The organism is Nitrospira calida (assembly GCF_976986435.1).
The window spans coordinates 3,465,019-3,482,771 of the sequence record NZ_OZ335950.1; the positions used below are offsets into that span (position 1 = coordinate 3,465,019).

Genomic DNA, 17,753 nt, shown 5'->3' on the forward strand with positions numbered 1-17,753 from the left:
GCGGGTGCACGAAGGAGACACCGAACTAGCCCTTGCGACTCGCGACCTTTTTCCCGCTCTTGGCCTTCTCAATGGCTTGCTGAATTTCATCGGAGACTGATGCACCCTTGTCCTTGAGCGATTTGGCCTGTGCTTCCGCGCCCGCGTAGTCGCCCTTCTCGATGAGCTGGTGAACCGCCCCAAGGCTTTCTTCCAAGCCGCTCAGATCATGTTTGATGGACTCCACCGCAGCCCGGTCCTTTCCGACCGGCGCCTTCGCCAGCAACTCCTTGGCCGTCGCCACCGCTTGCTGCGCCTCTTTCTCCACGGTCAGCGCGGCCGTCTTTGCGGCTTCTTTGTTGGCGGCGGCTTTGGTCTCCACTTGTTTGCCTTCCTCGGCCACGCGGGCCAGCATCCGGTCGGCGTCGGCGTAGGACCTGAAGATCGCCATGGCCTTCTCTTGTTTTGCCAGCTCCTCCTTCGCCAGGGCGAATTCCTGTTCGAGCTTCGCGAAGTCCTCCTTCGCATACTCAGGGGCCCCGGCGGAGCGTGCCGCCTCCACGGCCTTCTGTGCCGCCTCCAGGCGCTCGGTGGGCGGTTGGGCGCAGCCAGCCGCTAGGAGAACCACCGCCACCCCTGCGATGATGCCCGCGACGCTCAAACGGAAACCAGATCGTCTCATGGACATGCCCTCCTTTCGCTCGCCCTCGGCGTCCGGCCTCTCTCGCCTGTTATTGCAGGCGGAGTGCCGAAGCCGCGCCGACGAATGACTTCTATGAATATCGAGGGCTTATGGTATGAACGTGGAGGGACGAGGGAACGGATCGCTTTATCGCACCCCGAGCCGTGCAAGAACTGCAGATGCCGATGCGTTGTTGATGCTGCGGAGCGGCGGAACTTGCAGATGGGATGGGCTCCGTCACCGCCCTCGGGTTACCGTTCGAGATGTGCGAATTCGGCGGACGGATCAACGGGGGATGGGGAAACGCGTCAGTCTCGTATTCCGTACTCCTTGATCTTGTATTGCAGCGCGCGCAGGCTGATTCCCAACAGTTTCGCGGCCCTTTCCCGGTGATTCGTCACCTCGGCCAAGGTGCGTCGGATCACTTCCCGTTCAATCTGCTCGAGCGAGCTGCCCAACGTGATCACCATGGTCCGGGCGTCTTCCTTGCTCGCTTGAATGTCTTCCGGCAGATGCTGCGGCTGAATGGTTTTCTCACGCACCGTGACGACCAACCGCTCGACGAGGTTGCGCAGTTGCCGAATATTCCCCGGCCACGCGTACAGCCGCAGCAACCGCATCGCCTCGCGCGACATCTCCTTGGGCTCCCGGTTGTGCCGCGCAGCGAATTCGTGGAGAAAGTGTTCGATCAGCAGCGGAACGTCGTCCCCCCGCTCGCGCAACGGCGGGAGCTTGATGGGCACCACGTTCAATCGATAATAGAGATCTTCGCGGAACTCGCCTCGCTTGACGGCCTCCTCCAGGTTCCGGTTGGTCGCGGCGATGATCCGCGTGTCCACCGTGATCACCTTGGTCCCGCCGAGCCGGCGAAACTCTTTGGATTCCAACACCCGCAGAAAGTCGACCTGAGACTTCAGGGACAACTCGCCCACTTCGTCGAGCAACAGCGTGCCCCCGTCGGCCAGCTCAAACCGGCCGACCTTGGTCGCCATGGCTCCGGTAAATGCCCCTTTTTCATAGCCGAACAACTCGCTTTCGAAGAGGTTCTCCGGCAGGGCTCCGCAATTCAACGTGATAAAGGGCCCGTCCGTCCTCGCGCTTTTGTGATGGATCGCCCGGGCAACAAGTTCCTTGCCGGTTCCACTTTCCCCAGTGAGCAAGACGGTCACGTCGCTTCCGGCCACCAAATCGACTAATTCGTATACGCGCTGCATGGGCTCGCTCGCGCCGATCATTTGTTCGAAACGCGTCCGCGCCTCCAGGCGATCCCGAAGCCGTTGGTTTTCAGCTGCCAAAAAGTGGCGTTCGAGCGCCTTCTCGACCACGACGGGGAATCGTTCCCGATCAATGGGCTTGGTCAGATAGTCGTACGCGCCCAACCGCATCGCCTCCACGGCCGTATCAATGGAGCCGTAGGCGGTCATCACGACGACTTCTGTGTCCGGCCACGCGCCTTTCAGGCGGCGCAGGAACTCCATGCCTCCGATCCCCGGCATCTTCAGGTCGGTGATCACCAGATCAGCCTTGGCTTCTTCCAGACGCGCCAGCGCTTCTTCCCCGGTCCCGACCCCGCATACGCGGTGGCCCTTCTTTTCCAGCATGGTCACCAGCGCGTTGCGAATGTTGATCTCGTCGTCCACGACGAGGATGTCAGCTATCGGTTTCATCATTCCGCCGTCACCGCCTCAGGCCGGCCCACAGCCGCCGGAAACTTCATCACGACCGTCGCGCCGTTTCCCGGTTCGCTGGCGACCTCGATCGTGCCAGCATGGTCCTGGACAATCCGATAGGCGATCGCCAGACCGAGTCCGCTCCCGGTCGGTTTCGTGGTGTAGAACGGTTCGAACAGCCGCGCCAACTCTTCCTTCTTAATCCCCACTCCCGTGTCCCTGATGGAGATCTCGACCCACGGTTTCCCGTCCACCTCGCGCCGGAGGGCGCTGACCCGGCAGACGCCGCCTTCCGGCATGGCATGAAAGGCGTTGATCACGACATTCACCAGGACTTGGCTGATCTGCGTCTCATCGCCCAGCACGGGTGGCAAGCCTTCTTCGATGACTCGCTCGACGCGGATCTTGCGCTCCTCCGCCTCGAACTGCATGAGCATCAAAATGTGTGCGATCAGGGTCCTCACATCCACTTCACGGAGGCTGGGGGCTCCGGGTCGGGCGAATTTCATAAAGTTGTCCAGGATCGCGGACAACCGCCGGCATTCCGCGTTGAGCACGTGCAAATAATGCGCGGCCTGCGGACCCAACGCCGCTTTGTCCTTCAATTCCTCTTCCAGCAGATGCAGGTTCAAATCCATCGCGCTAAGCGGATTCCGCAACTCGTGCGCCATCCCGGCCGACAAGGTGTGCAAGGCCGCGAGCTTTTCGGCAACGCGGACACGTCGTTCCAGCGCCAGCCACTCGGTGACGTCCTGGGCTTGCAGAATGACACCGGCGGGTCGGCCGTCGTCCCCGGTCAATTCCGCCGTGCTGACGCGGATAGTCCGAGCAAGCCCATCACCTCGCTCATACGGCAAATCCTGTTGACTCACGTACCGGTGGTTCCGCAACGCCCCGTCGAGTACCGTGCGGATCGTCTCGCCTTCGGTGAAGACGGACGCGTAGGAATTGCCGAGCAAGCCAGACGAGGAACGCTTCAACACCGCTTCGGCGGTCGGGTTGACGGCCGTGATGACTCCGTCGCGGTTCACCGTGAGCACCCCGGTCGGGATGCTCTGCAGGATATTCCGCGCGAGGCCTTTCACTTCTTCGAGGGTCCGCCTGGTGCTGTGATAGTGCAGAAACGTGATCACCGCGGCGATGCCGATCGCGCTGACCAGGAACAGGAGGACGGTCACCGCGATCAGATCGCGGCGTGACTGCCAGAGCGCAGGAAACAGCTCCGTGGGAACCGACTTGCCTTCCGTAAGCCCGCGCAGGAGGAGTTTTTCGTGCTCCAAGCTGACGAGCAGGATGACGGAGACGGCGAGCGTCAGGATGATGAGAACGGATGCGATCAGACGGAAGGGAATCCCGCGAAAGAGGGTCGTTTCGGGAACGGGCCGGAACATCCTGATCGACCAGGGCTGAAGGTGAGGCTCACCGATATGCTAACACTACCCGACGACGCTGTATATCCCGGCGAACGTGCCGGGTGTCGGCGGGCTCCGGAGCCAGGTCAACGCCCCGACTTGGCGGGCCGACTGTGTCTTGCCCGTAATCGCGCCAGTTCCCGCCGGCACTCCGCGCAGAGTTCCTGCAAACTGAGGTCATCAAGAACCAGGGTTGACGCCCTCCGGGCGCACCGGTCGCAGTACCGCGCCGGCGTCTCTTCCGGCTCTGATGTCTCCACAATGTTCATTGAGTCAGCCCCTCCTTTTGGTTGGTTCCTCTCGTTGCCGTTGATCGATCAGATCCTCGCCGTCACCTCGGACGACGGCTCTCGCCCATACGAGATCGTTCACCTGGTCCCCGGCCTTCGCCTGCCGACTGGCCCGTCTGCGAGCGGATGGCCTTCCCAGAGCATGATAAGCAACTCTGATACCTCCCACGCGCAATCACCCCTACTGCCGATCCGTGCAAACAACCGATCGTTCAGCTTGAAGAAATACGCTCCGCCGGCTCGCCCACGCCCGCTTTGTTCTCGCGACCGTGCTCACACCTGCAAAGATTGCACGTTCGCAGGGGACTGCTGCGGCGACGAGAGAGTCGGACACCGGCGCCCTTGCTTATGCACAGGGCTCCAAACTCCCTCGTTTCTCCGAGTTTTCCGCCGACTCCGGCCCTTTTTCATAGACCCCCCTTCTCAGCTACCGAGGCATGCTCTCTGCGTTCTGGTGAGGCTTGTCGATCAACACCGCCATCAGAAGGAGAGACGCAACTATGGCAGCCGATACGCTTCAGAAACGAACGGTCAAAAGGAGTTACAAGCTGCGGGGAACCCTCGTTGGGCTGGACCTGGTCCACCACACCATCGTGATTCAGCCCTCCGAGCACGACGGCAAGCGGGTTCGGCGCCTGGTCGTCAGGCCGGACAGCGAAATCCTGGCGGGCGATGAGCGCAAGACCCTAGCCGATCTGATCGTCGGAGACTGGATTTCCGCCCAGTTTGTGAAAAAGAAGGAGAACACGAGGTGCTGAAGCGGCTGCCTATTCCAAGGGGGAATAGGCGCATCCTCTTCGCACCGGCCTAAGCAAGGCGAGATGACTCCCGCGATCGGGAATGATCCGCTTTTGAAGAGGTCGTGAGATGACGTGTCGACGGTACGGCGGAATGAGTGGGTTGAAACGAGCCTATGCGTCGGTCGCGCCAGCGACGACCACGTTACTCCGAGTAGCGGCAGACATGACCCCACCAACGATGGCCACGGCTCTTGCGCCGTCGCCGAATCGCATGACGGACCCGTTCGAAGGCCAAGCGCCTTGCCAACGTCGCCATCCACGCTCCGGCGATCACATCGTCCGGCCGATGCGCCAGAATCCGCTCACATTCTTTGGCCGCCTGAATATGGCACCGGTTCGCCACCAACAGAAACAGCAGGTAATACCGGAGCTCAACACTGCCGGGCTGGCGGGTGATCAACCAGCGGAGCTTTGCCTCTTCATCAGCCAAGTGCATCTGATATTGGGTCTTCCGTCTCACAAGATCACCTGATCTCTCTTGCCACTAGGCTGATTGCCGAACGGGCTGGCGCGCCCGGAGTTCTCGCATGCCCTTGAAGCAGCGCGGGCACAGGAGCAGTTGGCTGCGGTTGTCGAAGAACAGGCGCGGCGAAGCACGCCCGCAGCACTCGCACGGGCTGTCCTGGGGTTCCAAGATGTTTTCGTCCTCTTTACCCATCGGATCGTTTCCGTGCCCCTCCCGTCCGATGACTCATGGCCATGAAGCTGCGAGACCGGACGTTCCGCTCTAAGACCGGGGGCAGCGGAGGAATGCACTGGTCGCAGTAGACTTGTTCAGTGAACTTATCCCAGATTGCGTGGGTCAGGACTCGGCCGCAGCAGGCGCAGATCAGAGGTCTCACGGTCCGGCATTCCCCGCCATACAGAAAAAAGTAGAGGCACAGGAACGCACTCACCGCTTGCTCAGCAACAGATATGCCGTCAGGGCGGTGAGAACCTTCCTCGTTTCCTTCTTCAATGAAATTCAAAACTTTCAGATTGGCCGAGCGGGCGAAGGCAAGAACGACAATCCCGGCGGCCTGGGGGGACGTGCAAAGTTTGCATGCCTGGCTCGGGAGACCGGATCCCTGCCGTTGCAATCGAATCGCACCGGGTCCTGGGATAAAGAGAGGGAGGGCGAGGATAAGCTGGCGTTATTGGCTGTCGGCTATTCCTATTCTTCGAGGTTCCTGCTCCCGGTCGATCCCGTATTCGCGCAGCTTGTTATAGAGGCTGGCGCGGCTGATCTTCAGGAGGCGGGCGGCTTTGACCCGGTTGCCCCCGGCTTCCTGGAGCGCCTGAAGGATGCGAGCCCGCTCCGCCTGTCGCGCGGCGCTGCGCGAGACGGTTCGCAAGTCACCGCACGGAGGAAGCGCGGCAAGACCGACAAAATCCTTGCAGGTCAGCTCGGGCCCCCCGGTGGTCACGACGGCGCGCTCGATCACATGTTGTAGCTCGCGCACGTTCCCGGGCCAGGGCGCGTTCGCCAACGCCTGCATGGCTTCGGGTGTCACCGCTCGGATGGGTTGTCGGTGTCGCCTGCAGGACATCGCCAGGAAATGTCGGACCAACAGCGGGATGTCTTCTCGCCGTTCGCGAAGCGGCGGCAGAGACAAGGGCAGCACCGCCAACCGGTAGTAAAGATCCTGGCGAAAGGCTTTCGCCTTGACCTGTTCAAGCAAATCCTTGTTACTGGCCGAGATGACCCGCACATCCACTTTGATCCGTTGGCTGCTCCCCACCGGCTTAATCTCCCCCTCTTGCAGCACCCGCAACAGCTTGGCCTGGAATTGCAGGGAGGTGTCCGCGATTTCGTCCAGAAAGATCGTTCCCCCGTCGGCTTCCTCGAACAACCCGCGCTTGGACGACACCGCGCCAGTGAAGGCGCCCCTGACATGGCCGAACAACTCGCTCTCCAGCAACGCCTCGGGCAAGGACCCACAGTCGATGACGACGAAGGGGCGATCGCAGCGGGCGCTGAGCCGGTGGATGGTTTTCGCAACCAGTTCTTTCCCGGTCCCGCTTTCACCTTGGAGCAGCACTGTGGCTTGGCTGTCCGCGACCAGGCGAATCATCTCGAACACCTGTCGCATCGCCAGACTCCGGCCGATCAGTTCGCCGAGCCGGTCCTCTCCCTCTCGACCCTCGAGATCGCCGACGCCTCGGTTCGGGATTGGAGCTTTACCCGCTCCCTTCTGCGGATTCAGGAAGACGAGAACCGACTGCGTCTCGTTATGTGAGGATTTCAACGGAACGGCACGACTGATGCCGCACGGAAAGTCGGCGCCGGACGCATCCGGCGCCGATGCCGCTTCGCCAGTGGCGAAGGACTGCACAGCCGGACAGGGTGCACAGCGTACCACCCGTCGGCCGATGATCTCGTAGCACAGAGCCGGCCGCTCGGTATCGCAACCGGCCGCCTGCGTCCAGGCGGGCTCGTTCGAATAGACAATCCGCAAATCAGGACCAAGCACCACGACCCGCACACGATCGGGAAGATGGTCGGCCAGCAGCTTGAGCGCCTCTACTCGCGCGTTCAACACCTCATCAACGAACGGGCCGCTTGCAGGTGAGGCTTTCGGAAACCCGGCCGTCTCCACGTGCGTGGTCTCCTGTCCACAGAAATAGCCCACCGCGAAAAGCCGGCCTCACGGGCAGCCGTCCCTTCGAGCTGCCGGCTCTTCACGGTTCGTTCTGTTTTATGCACTCTGATGGTCCAGCAACCGTCTGATCGTCGCCTTTAATTCCGCAATGCGGACCGGCTTATCGAAGTAGACCGTGGCTCCGCGATCAAGCGCCTCCTGCCGAATCGCTTGCTCGCCGAAGGCGGTCATAAGCACGATCGGGCATCGCGGCGCAGCCTGCCGCAGCCGGCTCACATACTCCAATCCACCCGACGGCATCTTAAGATCCGTCAGGATCAAATCCGGGACCTCCGTGGCGATCGCCAAGAGGGCCTCCTCCCCATTGGCGGCCTCCCGAAGCTGATACCCTTCGCTCATCAGCTCGTCGCAGAGTAAGCTGCGCATATCCAGGTCGTCTTCGACGACAAGCAACACGATTGCCCTCCCTCCGTGCACCAAGGCTCCCCTTTTGACTGGAAAGCTTCTGGCGACGATGTGACGCAAGGGGCATGCCCATCAGCCAGGTCTGCCAGGTTGCGCAACTAGGCGATTCTTTATGAAGATTCGGCGTGAACGCGCGGGAAAGGTCTCACGGACGGCCGGTCTCAATGGCGAGAAAAACCTCAGCAGCGGGCAAAGCGCTGTCGCAGGATGCCACAGTCCTCGGAGAGGGAGAAAGCGATCAGCTATTCGCTACCCGCTGTTCGCTTGTTGTATTACTGGCTCACCGGCAGGCTGATCGTGAAGGTGGTTCCTTTTCCCGAGTCGCTTTCGACCTGAATGGACCCACCATGCTCGTCGATGATGCCCTTGACCACGGTCAGTCCTAACCCCGTGCCTTTGCCCGTCTCTTTGGTGGTGAAGAACGGGTCGAAGATTTTCGGGAGATCCTGCTGCGCGATCCCGTGGCCGGTATCGGCCACGGTCAACCGGACCATCCCGTCTGCCCGAGCGAGAGCGACCCGCAACATGCCGCCCTCCGGCATCGCCTGGATGGCGTTCATGACCAGGTTGATCAGCACCTGGCTCATCTGGTCCGCGTCGGCGTGGACCTTGGGACAGTCGTCCTGGAAGGATTTCTCGATCCTAATGCCGTGCCGGGCCATTCGTTCCTGGAACATCTCCAGGCTGCCCTCGATCGTCTCGCGTAAATCGAGGGGCCGGCGCTCGACCGGGCGTCGCCTGGCGAACGCCAGCAGTTGGTTCATCACCCGCGTGATCCGCTCGACCTGTGTGACGATGACCTGCAGGCTCTTTTTGATCGGCTCCTCCGTGACCCGCTCCAAGAGATATTCCGCCCGGCCGAGGATCACGTTCATCGGCGTACCGATCTCGTGCGCCATGCCCGAGGCCAGCGTGCCCAGTTCGGCGATCCGCTCGGTCCGGCGCAACTGCTCTTCCAAACGCCGGCGCTCCGTGATATCGACCACGGAGGCCAAGACATACGTACGCCCGCTTACCCGGAGAGGAGTCAGTCCAATTTCGACCGGGAATTCGGTGCCGTCCTTCCGCAGGCCATAAAGTTCCCGTCCTCGCCCCATCGGGCGGGCTTGAGGATCCTGCATGTAGCCGATCCGGTGAGCCCGATGGATCGCCTGCGCCGGTTTTGGCAGCAGCACTTCCACCAATTGCCCCAATAACTCCGCCTCCTGATACCCGAACTGGGCGAGCAGGCAGGGATTCGCCATCACGATAGCGCCCCTCTCGTCGACCAATAAAAGCCCGTTGGGCGACGCTTCAACGATCAGCTTGTAGAGCGAGTGATCCGCCTGAAGCTCCACGGGCTTACTCCCGCGTCTTGCTCTCGATCTCACCCAGTTTCCGATAGAGCGTCTTCCGGTCGATCCCCAGGATGTGCGCGGCCTGGTACTTGTTTCCTCCAGTCTTCTCTAGAATCCGGAGGATGTACTCCTTTTCCATTGCCTCCAACGACAGCGTCCGTTCCACCGCCTCGTCCAGAATCCGCCGTTCCCCTCGCGCGCCTTGAATCGCCGAGGGCAGATCTTCCGGCACAATCTTGTCACCCCGGCTCAAGGTCACAGCGCGCTCGATCACGTTCTCCAACTCGCGCACATTCCCTGGCCAGGCGTAATCGACCAGCAGGGCCAGCGCGGCCTCGCTCACCCCCTGAACCTGCTTGCCCCGAGCCTCGGCGCACTTCTTCAGAAAGGCGTCCACCAGCAATGGAATGTCCTCTCTCCGCTCCCGCAGCGGCGGCAGACGAATCTCGATCACGTTCAACCGGTAGTACAGATCCTCCCGGAACCGTTTCGCCCTCACCTCTTCAGCCAGGTTGAGGTTAGTCGCCGCAATGATGCGCACGTCCACGGCGATCGGTTTGGTCGCGCCGACCCGCCGGATCTCCCGCTCTTGGATCGCCCGCAGCAGCTTCGCTTGCAGCATGATCGGCAACTCGCTGATCTCGTCCAGGAAGAGCGTTCCCGTATGGGCCTCTTCGAAAAGCCCGCGTTTGTCCATCTTGGCGTCGGTGAAAGCGCCCTTCACATGGCCGAACAGCTCGCTCTCGAGCAGGGCCTCGGGAATGGCGGCACAGTTGACCGGCACAAACGGCGCATGGCGACGGTCGCTGTTGTAATGGATCGCCTTGGCCACCAATTCTTTCCCGGTCCCGCTTTCGCCGGTGATCAGGACGTTGGTCGGGCTGTCGGCGACCCGGCGAATTAAATCGAACACGGCCTGCATCGGCTTGCTCTTCCCCAGAATCTGGTGGAAGCTGTATTCCTTGTGCACCTCCCTTCGGAGACGCGCAATCTCCCGCCGCAAGGCCGCCTCCCGCAACACGCGCTCGACCACGCGGACCAACTCGTCGGTTTTGACCGGCTTGACCAGGTAATCGCTCGCGCCGTGCTTCATCGCCTCGACCGCCGTCTCGACGGAACCGAACGCCGTCATCAGGATCACGCCGGTGTCGGGATAAAGCCGCCTGATCTCGCCCAGCAATTCGATCCCCTGCATCTCTTTCATGCGTAGGTCGGTCAGGACGGCCGCATAGTCTCCTTCGGCGAGCCGTTGAAGCGCCTCTTTGCCGTCGCTAGCCGTGGTCACCTGGTGGCCACGCTCGGCAAGCACGTCCCGGACCAGTTCGCGCATCTCCGCATCATCATCGACGACCAGAACGGCGCCCTCACTCTCCGCCATCGTCACGGCCTCCTCTTCGAGCCCTCACCCCGCACCTGCTGTCTCCTCAGGCCGCCCAAGCCTAGCCCTTCCGCCAATAGCCGTCAAGAGAGCACAAAAGGGGTCGGGAGTCTTTTCCGCACTCCGCTGAGAAATAAAAGACTCCCGACCCCTTTTCGATTCCTTTTCGATTCATTTGTCAGCGCCCGCCGAACGACCGCACATAGAGCAACACCTGCCAGGCTTCTTCTTCGGTCAGAATGAGCGGAATGAACGGGGCCATGTCGGTGCCCGGGCTGCCGTTCTTGAGAATCCAGAACAGCTCGCCGTCGGTTCTGGCCGCCTGCCAAGTTTGGTCCGTGAAGTCGCGCGGAAGCCGGCCGACCAGACCTGGGATGTCCCCGAGCCCCTTTCCGTCTCGCCCGTGGCAGGTGGCGCAAAAGGCCTTGCCATGATAGAGGGCCTTGCCTTTTCCGACGTTCTCCGGAGTCGCAGCCAATGGGTTGGTGACCGTCCGGGCGGCCTCGATCTGGTCGACAGGAACCCGCGGCCTCAGCACCTCGGGGTCAGCTCCCCACGTAGGCCCCACGACGATCCCCGTGACGCCCAGAAGAACTGCAACACCGCGCCGGAGCCAATCGCCCACGTTCGCCCCCCACATACCCCTTCAAGAAACGGCGCCCTGTTCATCGGCCGTTCCGTCTTTCGCCCTCGCATTCACTCGCCATGCACACGGGCAGGGCTTGTAAGTACAGCCCTGCCCGACGCACGGACCGCCTACCTTACGGGGCAGAAACGAGCCGTTCGCTGTGCCCGGTGAACGTATGGCCGAGAGACTGCGGAAAGGTCACCGTCCCGTCCGGGAATTCTTGTCCTTCTTGCCAGAGGTGATAGATGACGCCGTCCGTATTAGATGCGGCTTCGGCAATTTCTTTCGCCTTGTCCGCGGGCTCAAGCACCTGGACGCGGCCGGTTGCGATCTCCACCTTGTGATCATGGAAATGCCGGTGCCACTTAATGGGCGGGAGTTTTCTGGAGAGCTCTTTCGCCACGAAGTATTCAACCCCGATCAGTTGCGCCTGTGGATCCGTGGATTTGAACAGCAAGCACTGGAGGATTTTATCGGAGATCCCCTTGCAGTAATGATGATACGGTCCCCCCACTGTGCCGTCGTGCATCATGTGCGGGGCTTGGACATGGATATCATACCCATCGACCGGTGACTTCGGCTCGGCGCCGACATGCTGCGGCGCAACAGCACCGCACCCAAACACACCGATGGTTATCGCAACGATCACTCCGTTCCTCATAACGGCCTCCTTGTAGGTAATGGGTGGGAGCAGCGGCGGGATCGCGTGACCACGCGATCCCGCCCGGCAACATGTCCCGTTAGAGGAAGGAGACTCCCAAAAGGATTCAAACGTATTACTTCGGCAGCTTGGGCATCTCGAATTTGATCGGTTCGCCGGTCAGGGCCTTGAGAAACGCCAGAAGGTCGGCTTTCTCCTCGGCCGTCAGCCCGAGCGGCTTGATGAGCGGGCTCAGGTTGGGATTCGGCCCTCCGCCTTTGTCGAGAAAGTCGATCACTTCTTCCAGTGTCTTGAACACCCCGTCGTGCATGTACGGCGGGGTCTCCGTGATGCTGCGGAGGGTGGGCGTCTTGAACGCGCCCTTGTCCTTCTCCAACCGCGTGACGTAGTAGCGGCCCAGGTCCTCTTTCATCGGGCCGACTTGCGGGACGCCGAGGTTGTGGAACTTGCCGTCGGTGAAGTTGGGGCCGTTGTGGCACAGGATGCAGCGGGCTTTGCCTTTGAACAGCGCCATGCCGCGCACCGCTGCCTCGTCCATCGCCGCCTTGTCGCCCAACACGTACTTGTCAAAGGCGGAGTTGGTCGAGATGATCGTCCGTTCGTAGGCCGCGATCGCCTCGGCGATCCCCTGCAGATTGACCTCGGTCCCGAAGACGGCGCGGAACTGCTCCCGATAGCCCTTGATCTTCCCGAGCTTCTTGACCACATTCTCATGGGTTTCCGCCATCTCCACCGGATTTTGAATCGGCCCGATGGCCTGCTCTTCCAGCGACCGGGCGCGGCCGTCCCAAAACTGCAGGTGGTTGAACGCCGTGTTGTACACGGTTGGCGCCTGGCGCCCCCCCACCTTGCCGTCCACACCGATGGAGGTCTGGCGTGGATCGGCAAACCCAGCGCCGGGCGTATGGCAGAACGCGCACGAGACTGCATTATTCTTGGAGAGCCGGCCGTCGAAATAGAGCTGTTTGCCTAACTCGATCTTCGCCTTGTACGTGAGATTGGTGGACGGCATCGGGACGGCGGTCGGCAACGGCCCGATGTCGGGGACGGTGATCCCGTCGATTGTCACGGTCCCCGGCATGCCCTCGGCGACCGGCGAGGCTTGGGCGTGCCGATCGCTGGTGAACAACACCGGGCTTGCGGCCCCGATCACGACGCATGCAACGATGGTGACGATGCCCTTTCGCGACATAACCATTCCTCCTTGTTCGCAAAGTAGCGAGTAGCTGAATTCACCGCAGAATACCATAAGTCCGAGCCCGTATGTCCGTCGCATTCCTCACGGCCTCGCCGCCGGCTCCAGCATCCGACCGGCCTGTTCCGGTGCTCGCTCCTCGTCCCCGGTCTTCGGCGGAAGAGGAACGGACCGGGCACGCTCGCCGATCAACGTGGAGTACAGCACCGGGATGACCACCAGGGTGAGTAGGGTCGAGGCGCCGGCGCCGAAGAGCAATGAAACGGCCAACCCTTGGAAAATCGGATCGAGAATGATGACGAAGGCCCCGACCATCAATGCCGCCGCGGTCAGCAGAATGGGCCTGGTGCGGATCGCGCCGGCCCGGATCACCGCTTCCGCGACCGGCACGCCCTGCGCCTGTTCGAGCCGAATGAAATCGACGAGCAGGATCGAATTCCGCACGATAATGCCGGCCAATGCGATGAAGCCGATCATCGACGTGGCGGTGAAGTAGGAACCGGTCAGCCAGTGGCCTGGCAGAATTCCGATCAGCGTCAGCGGGATCGGCGCCATGATGATGAGCGGCGTGAGGAACGATTGAAACTCGCCCACGATCAACAGATAGATCAGCAGCATGGCGACAGCGAAAGCGATCCCCATGTCGCGGAACGTTTCGTAGGTGATGTGCCACTCTCCATCCCATTTCAGCGCGAACCGGCTCTCCGACCACGGTTGCGACGCGTAATGCTGCTCGAGGGCATAGCCTTCCGGCAGGCGATAGGCGTCGAGCTGCCTCCCCACCCCCAGCACGCCGTAGACCGGGCTCTCCGCTCGTTCGGCGCCGGCCCCGCCGACGTCGGCTGTCACGTACACGACCGGCTTCTGGTTCTTGTGGTAGATCGTCTTCTCCTGGAGCGTTTCTTCCGGTTTGAGCAACTCGGACAGTTGGACGATCCCCCCCGAGGCGGTCTTCATCCCGATTTCGCCGAAGTGCTCCAGTCCGGTCCGCTCCGCCTGCGGCAGGCGCAGGACGATCGGCACCGGCTCTTTCTCAGCGGGCATGTGCACCAGACCGACCGCGGCGCCGTCCACCGCCATGCGCAGCGTGTTGATGATCTCCTGCGACGGGATGCCGGCCAGCGCGGCCTTGGCGCGATCCACCGTGAAACGGTATTTGACCTGGTCCGCTTCGATAGAATCATCCACGTCCACGACGCCCGGTGTGCTCTCGAACAGGCGCCGCACATCGCGCGCGACCGCGAGCTGTCGCCCGTAGTCGGGGCCGTAGATCTCCGCCACCAGCACCGATTGCACCGGCGGGCCGGGCGGCACCTCCACCACTTTGACATTGGCACTGTGTTCCCTCGCGATCCGCTGCACCACCGGTCGCAGGCGCCGGGCGATCTCGTGGCTTTGCGCCGTGCGCTGGTCTTTCGGCAGGAGGTTGATCTGGATATCGGCCTGGTGCGGCTGATCCCGGAGAAAGTAATGCCGGACGAGCCCGTTGAAGTTGAACGGCGACGCGGTACCCACATAGGCCTGATAATCGCGCACCTCGGGCACGGTCGCCACATAGCGGGTGAGGGCCTTGGTCACCCGCGCAGTTTCCTCCAGCGTCGTCCCTTCCGGCATGTCGATCACAAGCTGCAGCTCGCTCTTGTTGTCGAACGGCAGCATCTTCACCGCGACGGCCCGCGTGTAAAAAAGCGCGAGTGAGGCCAGGAGCAGCAGACCGACAGCGGCGAGCACGGCGAACGCGAGGAGCGGATGGGCCAGGACCGGTGACAACAGCCGCTGATAGAGCCGGTAGGTCCGGCCAGAGGCCTCCCTCTCGTGCTCTTGAGCCGAATCCTCTCCCCTCTCCCTTTCCCACGCCCTCGCTTTAATGGAGAGAGGGGAAGGGGAGGAGCGGTAACACTTCTGGCAGAACCATGGGACGACCACGAAGGCGACGAGCAGGGAAAAGAACATCGCAATGGAGGCGTTGACGGGAATCGGCCGCATGTACGGTCCCATCAAACCGGACACAAAGGCCATCGGCAGCAACGCCGCGATGACGGTGAAGGTGGCAAGGATGGTCGGGTTGCCAACCTCGTCCACGGCGCGGATCGCCGCCTCGCGATGCGGCAGGATTCGGAGCATGAGGTGCCGGTAAATGTTTTCGACGACCACGATCGCGTCGTCCACCAGGATGCCGATCGAGAAGATCAGCGCGAACAGCGTGACCCGATTGATCGTGTACCCGATCAGCATCGAGGTGAAAAGCGTCAGGGCCAACGTCAAGGGGATCGCGATCGAGACAACCAGCGCAGGGCGGGGACCGAGCGCCACTCCCAAAAAGACCACCACGGCCGCCACGGCGATGAGCAAGTGCCAGAGCAGCTCATTGGCCTTTTCATCCGCCGTTTCACCGTAGTCGCGCGTGACCGTCACGAGAACATCCGCCGGCAGCACCGTCCCTTTCAGCGCTTCGACCTTGCGGACGACGTCTCGGGCCACTGTCACTGCGTTGGTGCGAGCCTGCTTGGCAATTGCGACCGTAACGGCAGGACTGTCGTGAGGGGTGAGACGTGACGGGCGAGGCGATCCGGCGCTCTCCTCACCCCGCATGCCCAACGCCTCATGGGCCGTAGGACCGACGCCGAACCACACATAGCTCGTCGTCTCGCCGGGGCCGTCGGTAACGTCCGCCACTTGACGGAGATACACCGGCCGTGCCTCGCCCGGTTCCCGACCAGAGCGCGTGTCCGGGCGGAAGACGCCGACGACGAGCGCTTCCAGATCCTCCCGCGAGGCGATGAAGCGGCCGGTCTCCACCACGTAGTCCCGGTTCCCACTCTGAAAACGGCCGGCCGGCAAGGACAGGTTTTCGCCTTGAATCACGGAGGCGATTTGCAATGGGGTGATGCCGTACGCCTTCAGGCGGCTCGGATCGAGTTGCACCCGCAGTTCGCGCCGGCCGCCCCCCACGATGAAGCCGCCCGAGGTGTTCGGGACTTTCTTAACTTCTTCCAGGACATGCTGGGCCAGTCGGCGGAGTTGGAACTCCGAATACCGTTCGCTGGAGAGCGTGATTGTGACGATCGGCACGTCGTTGATGTCGCGGGGCTTCACCTGGAACGGGCCCGCGCCGGGCGGCAAGAGGTCCTGATTGGACATCAGCTTGTCGTACAGGTCCACCAGGCTCTGTTCCATCGGCTCGCCGACATAGAAGCGGACGATCAGAAGCGCGCCCCCCGGCCGGGAAAGGGAATAAATGTACTCGACACCCTTGATCTCGGAGAGCTTGCGCTCGATGGGCTTGGTGAGTTGTTCTTCGACCACTTTGGCCGAGGCGCCGGGAAAGGGAAGGAAGACGTCCGCCATCGGCACGACGATCTGCGGTTCCTCCTCGCGCGGGGTGAGGACCACGGCGAAGAGGCCGAGCAGCAGCGCGCCGACGATGATCAGAGGGGTGAGCTTGCTGCCGATGAAGAGTGCCGCGATGCGGCCGGACAGGCCGATCTTTGGAGAAGGGACATTCGTCATATTCAGCTCGTCAACGGCCATCGGTCATTCGTTAGCGGACTCTTCACGATTGACCTTGGACCATCGGACCATCGGCCTTGCCCTTGCCGTGTTCCGGCTCACGGTTTCGCCGGCGATGCGACCGATTCGGCGGACTCGACGCGCGCGCCGTCCACGCCCAGACCGGCATTGGTCACAATCCGTTCACCGGCGTTGACTCCGGACAGGACTTCGACGTAGCCGCCGCTCGCGCGACCGACTTTGACCCAGCGGAGATGGGCGATCCCGTCCTCCCCAACGACATACACGCCGGTCAGTTGCCCCCGCTCGATCAGGGCTGATTGAGGCACCGCCAGCGTCTGACTTACGCCCTTAGCCAGGCGCATGCGGCCGAACATGCCGCTCTTCGCACCCGCCGTCGGAGGCAGGTCGACCTTCACCAGAAAGGTATGGGTGGCGGGATCACCTGCGGGCAGAACCTGCGCGACCGTACCGGTCAAGGGCTGATCGCCCAGGGCGTCGATCACGACCGACACCTTGTCGCCCACCGCCACGGCTTTCACATCCCCTTCGGAGACCGTCGCTTCCAGACGCAGGCGCCGGGGGTCTTCGATCTTCACCAGCGGCCGGCCGGGCGAAGCCAACTCGCCGACCTCGATGTATTTCTCCGTCACCAGACCGTCGAAGGGCGCCTTGATGACGGTGTAACTGAGTTGCACCGCCGCCGCCCGTCGCCCGGCCTCGGCGACCTTATACGCGCGGGTGGCGTTGTCGAGCTCCTGCTTGGCGACCGATTCTTCCTGATACAGCCGCTGCATGCGGGCGAGCTGCGTCCGCGCGTTGTCGTACTCCGCTTCCGCGCGGGCGAGGTTGGCCCGCAGGTCGCGGCTGTCCAGCACAACCAGCGTCTGCCCCTTCCTGACCATCTCGCCTTCACGCACGCGCAACTCTTGCACCGTGCCAAGAACTTTGGCGGAGAGTGTGGTCTGCGACGCGGCGGCAACCCGCCCCGTCACGTCGACCGTAATGGGAAACGGTGCGGCTCGCACCTCCGTGACCGCCGCTTTGATCGTCGCTGGCGCACCCGGTGTCGCGGACAGGCCGGCCTCATCGCGCGAGCCACAGGCGGTCACCAAGAACATGGCGAGACCCAGAGAAAAACCTTCGAGGTTCGCCCGCATGCGC

Annotated in this window: 14 protein-coding genes; 1 reads left to right on the forward strand and 13 read right to left on the reverse strand. The window is 62.3% G+C overall.

Annotation, left to right across the window (positions count from 1 at the left end; genetic code table 11):
* Positions 1-25: 25 nt before the first annotated feature.
* The 3 genes from ACWHTU_RS16890 to ACWHTU_RS16900 all read right to left on the reverse strand — a co-directional run bounded on the left by ACWHTU_RS16890 (position 26) and on the right by ACWHTU_RS16900 (position 3,722).
* Positions 26-661 carry a hypothetical protein gene (locus ACWHTU_RS16890; RefSeq protein ID WP_447860570.1) on the reverse strand — a complete coding sequence of 212 codons (636 nt, stop codon included), beginning with the start codon at positions 659-661 and terminating at the stop codon, positions 26-28.
* 308 nt (positions 662-969) lie between these two features.
* Entirely contained in the window at positions 970-2,331 is a 1,362-nt protein-coding gene (locus ACWHTU_RS16895; RefSeq protein ID WP_447860571.1) for a sigma-54-dependent transcriptional regulator, read from the reverse strand.
* Positions 2,328-3,722 (reverse strand): two-component system sensor histidine kinase NtrB, encoded by a 1,395-nt coding sequence (locus ACWHTU_RS16900; RefSeq protein ID WP_447860572.1) that lies wholly within the window; start codon positions 3,720-3,722, stop codon positions 2,328-2,330. The genes ACWHTU_RS16895 and ACWHTU_RS16900 overlap by 4 nt, the downstream gene beginning before the upstream one ends.
* An 811-nt stretch (positions 3,723-4,533) precedes the next feature.
* On the opposite strand from ACWHTU_RS16900, the gene ACWHTU_RS16905 reads away from it, so the two are divergent.
* Positions 4,534-4,791 (forward strand): hypothetical protein, encoded by a 258-nt coding sequence (locus ACWHTU_RS16905; protein WP_447860573.1) that lies wholly within the window; start codon positions 4,534-4,536, stop codon positions 4,789-4,791.
* A 184-nt stretch (positions 4,792-4,975) separates the two neighbouring features.
* Here ACWHTU_RS16905 and ACWHTU_RS16910 read toward each other — a convergent pair whose 3' ends face one another.
* The 10 genes from ACWHTU_RS16910 to ACWHTU_RS16955 all read right to left on the reverse strand — a co-directional run bounded on the left by ACWHTU_RS16910 (position 4,976) and on the right by ACWHTU_RS16955 (position 17,749).
* Positions 4,976-5,293: a hypothetical protein gene (locus ACWHTU_RS16910; RefSeq protein ID WP_447860574.1), complete on the reverse strand. Its 318-nt coding sequence runs from the start codon at positions 5,291-5,293 to the stop codon at positions 4,976-4,978.
* 673 nt (positions 5,294-5,966) lie between these two features.
* Entirely contained in the window at positions 5,967-7,412 is a 1,446-nt protein-coding gene (locus ACWHTU_RS16915) for a sigma-54 interaction domain-containing protein (RefSeq protein WP_447860576.1), read from the reverse strand.
* Positions 7,413-7,511: 99 nt separating this feature from the next.
* Positions 7,512-7,871 (reverse strand): response regulator transcription factor, encoded by a 360-nt coding sequence (locus ACWHTU_RS16920; protein ID WP_447860578.1) that lies wholly within the window; start codon positions 7,869-7,871, stop codon positions 7,512-7,514.
* Positions 7,872-8,152: 281 nt separating this feature from the next.
* A complete protein-coding gene (locus ACWHTU_RS16925; protein WP_447860579.1) occupies positions 8,153-9,217 on the reverse strand; it encodes a two-component system sensor histidine kinase NtrB in 1,065 nt (354 codons plus the stop codon).
* Between the two features lie 4 nt (positions 9,218-9,221).
* Positions 9,222-10,595, reverse strand: coding sequence for a sigma-54-dependent transcriptional regulator (locus tag ACWHTU_RS16930; RefSeq protein WP_447860580.1), 1,374 nt, complete (start codon positions 10,593-10,595; stop codon positions 9,222-9,224).
* Between the two features lie 178 nt (positions 10,596-10,773).
* Positions 10,774-11,235, reverse strand: coding sequence for a c-type cytochrome (locus ACWHTU_RS16935; RefSeq protein ID WP_447860581.1), 462 nt, complete (start codon positions 11,233-11,235; stop codon positions 10,774-10,776).
* Between the two features lie 121 nt (positions 11,236-11,356).
* Entirely contained in the window at positions 11,357-11,884 is a 528-nt protein-coding gene (locus tag ACWHTU_RS16940) for a DUF1264 domain-containing protein (protein WP_447860583.1), read from the reverse strand.
* Positions 11,885-11,999: 115 nt separating this feature from the next.
* Positions 12,000-13,076, reverse strand: a complete 1,077-nt coding sequence (locus tag ACWHTU_RS16945; protein ID WP_447860584.1) for a cytochrome-c peroxidase — start codon at positions 13,074-13,076, stop codon at positions 12,000-12,002.
* 87 nt (positions 13,077-13,163) lie between these two features.
* Positions 13,164-16,610 (reverse strand): efflux RND transporter permease subunit, encoded by a 3,447-nt coding sequence (locus ACWHTU_RS16950; RefSeq protein ID WP_447860585.1) that lies wholly within the window; start codon positions 16,608-16,610, stop codon positions 13,164-13,166.
* Between the two features lie 77 nt (positions 16,611-16,687).
* Entirely contained in the window at positions 16,688-17,749 is a 1,062-nt protein-coding gene (locus ACWHTU_RS16955) for an efflux RND transporter periplasmic adaptor subunit (RefSeq protein ID WP_447860586.1), read from the reverse strand.
* Between the last annotated feature and the right edge of the window lie 4 nt (positions 17,750-17,753).